The 2169-nt window shown below is 67.3% G+C and carries 4 protein-coding genes; 1 reads left to right on the top strand and 3 read right to left on the bottom strand.

The genetic code is table 11. The features are described 5' to 3' along the window. Positions 1-430: SDR family oxidoreductase (locus PLC66_RS22570; protein WP_324544418.1), on the top strand; the 430-nt coding region annotated here is incomplete at its 5' end. Positions 431-540: 110 nt separating this feature from the next. Here PLC66_RS22570 and PLC66_RS22565 read toward each other — a convergent pair. The 3 genes from PLC66_RS22565 to PLC66_RS22555 all read right to left on the bottom strand — a co-directional run. Continuing rightward, complete coding sequence (locus PLC66_RS22565) at positions 541-1293, bottom strand: SDR family NAD(P)-dependent oxidoreductase (protein WP_324544417.1); 753 nt, start codon at positions 1291-1293, stop codon at positions 541-543. 101 nt (positions 1294-1394) lie between these two features. Next, complete coding sequence (locus tag PLC66_RS22560) at positions 1395-1715, bottom strand: hypothetical protein (RefSeq protein WP_324544416.1); 321 nt, start codon at positions 1713-1715, stop codon at positions 1395-1397. Continuing rightward, the coding region (locus PLC66_RS22555) for a DUF2703 domain-containing protein (protein ID WP_324544415.1) at positions 1708-2169 on the bottom strand (462 nt) is incomplete at its 5' end. The genes PLC66_RS22555 and PLC66_RS22560, both read right to left, overlap by 8 nt.

Below are 2169 nucleotides of genomic sequence, written 5' to 3'. Positions count from 1 at the left end.
CGTTCAGGCGATGCGGCGATCGGCAAGCGCAGGCTCGATCATCAATGTGTCCTCGCGCTCCGGCCTGGTCGGCATCCCCGGCGCCGCGGCCTATGCCTCGTCAAAGGCCGCCGTGCGCAACCATACGAAGACCGTGGCGCTCTATTGCGCCGAACAGGGCTTGCCGATCCGGTGCAACTCGATCCACCCCGCCGCCGTGCTGACACCCATGTGGGAACCGCTCCTGGGCGAGGGCCCGGAGCGCGAGATCAGGATGCGCGAGTTCGTCCAGGATTGCCCCCTGCGACGCTTCGGCCGGCCGGAGGAGGTCGCCGCCGTAGCCGTGATGCTCGCCTCCGACGAGGCCCCCTACATGAACGGGGCGGAACTCAACATCGATGGCGGCATCCTCGCTGGCGCCGTTGCGGCACCGACATCTTCTCGGCAGTAGGCTGTCGGCCCGGGAAAGGGCTGGCCGGCATGTGCAATGACGGCCTCCTCGCCGCGCCCCGGCACAGCCGGACCCGCCAGCCGGTCGAGGCCGGGCGGTCGCAACCAGCCTCACCCGATCGTATAGCCGCCATCCACGACGATCTCCTGCCCGAAGATGTTCTTGGCAGCATCCGAGGCCAGGAACACCGACAGCTCGGCGATATCCTCGGGCTGGCCGAATGCGCCGGGCATCAGGCGGGACGTGATCTTGTCCGCGACCGCAGCCAGAACCTCGGGCGGCAGCCCGACCGTTCCCCACAGCGGCGTCCCGATCGGGCCCGGCGCGATCGAATTGACCCGGATGCCCTGGGGGGCGATCTCTGCCGCCAGGGTCTGCGAAAGCGACTTCAACGCCGCCTTGCTGGCACTGTAGATGGCCAGCCCGGGGAAGCCGACCTGGGTCAGGAATGTGGTGATGAACTGGATCGATCCGCCCTTGCGGATGTGGGGCACGAACAGACGCGCCGTTTCCGCCGCGCCGAAGAGATTGACCGAGAACTGGGTATTGAAGGCCTCGGCGGTGCTGTTCTCGAAGGACACGACGCGGGCAATGCCGGCGTTCGGGACGACGATATCGACGCCGCCATGGGCGTGGACGGCTTCATCGACAAGACGCGCGAGGTCTTCGGGTTTCGTCACATCGCCCGCCACGGCCCTGACCTGGCCGGGATAGCTGGACGCCAAGGCCTTCAAGGCGTCCTGGTTGCGCGCAAACGCCACGACCCGAGCGCCGGCCTCTGCATATTTCTCGACGATCGATTTCCCGATCCCACTACTGGCACCCGTGACGACTGCCACCTTGCCTTCAAGCGTCTTCGCCATGTCCTGCTCCTGAAATGATCCCGAGTCCGGGGTCGGGCAAGCGTGTTTGAAACGAAAGCAGTTCTCATTGACGCTCATCAAGACGGTCCGGCGCCGCCGGCTCAGGGCATGAGCCTCAGGCCGACGAACAGGGTGAGCAGGGCCAGCGCCATGCAGCCCCCCGCCCACCAGCCCGCGCCCCGCGCCGTCCTGGCGAAGAAGCCGAGCGGCGCGAGCCCGAAGAAGATCATCGTCACGCCGAAGTGCACCGCATCGCCGTCGAACAGCGGCCCGGCCATGCCAAAACGCGTCGAACGCGCCGGCGCGTACTCCGTGACGACCGCCGCCACCCCCAGGGCCACAACCGTGAGGCTGATGAGGGCAAAGAGAAACCGGGCGAGCGGATCGGGCCGTCGCTTGCCGGGCGTGTGCTGATCAGGCATCGCCACAGCACCCCGGTTTGCGCGCACCCGGCGCGGCGGCTGCGTCGCTGGCAGGGCTCAGGCATGCGGACGCGGCAAGCAGCGCGGCCTTGAGGATCAGCTGTTCCGGAATCGCCTCGAAGCTTTCCGTTCCCACTTCCAATGTCCGGCAGGCCGCGCCCCCGCAGGCCGAGCAGCAGGTGCTCTTGCCGATGCTCGCACCGAGCCAGTCCTCGATCGAACGGCCGCCGATCCAGATGCGATTCGACTCCGAGGGCATGCCCCTGAAGGCGTCGAGCGCGATTTCCCGCGTTTCCAGAACGGGCTCGATGCCAAGCGGGCGCAGCGCTTGTTCAAGCTTGGGGAGCGCCTGGACGATGGCGTCGTACGTGCCGCCGCAGCGCTCGCAGGTCTCGCCTTCCGGCGTCACGAGGCGCTGCCAAAGGATGTTCAGGGTCTTCATGTTGATCGGGAT

The organism is Thauera sp. (genome assembly GCF_035444905.1).
Lineage (GTDB): Bacteria > Pseudomonadota > Gammaproteobacteria > Burkholderiales > Rhodocyclaceae > Thauera.
Note: the sequence above shows the minus strand (reverse complement) of the source record. Positions and strands in the feature narration are given on the sequence as shown.

Coding starts and splice junctions, on each gene's coding strand:
- PLC66_RS22565 (WP_324544417.1), bottom strand. CDS start 1,293: ATGGCGAAGACGCTTGAAGGCAAGGTGGCAGTCGTCACGGGTGCCAGT.
- PLC66_RS22560 (WP_324544416.1), bottom strand. CDS start 1,715: ATGCCTGATCAGCACACGCCCGGCAAGCGACGGCCCGATCCGCTCGCC.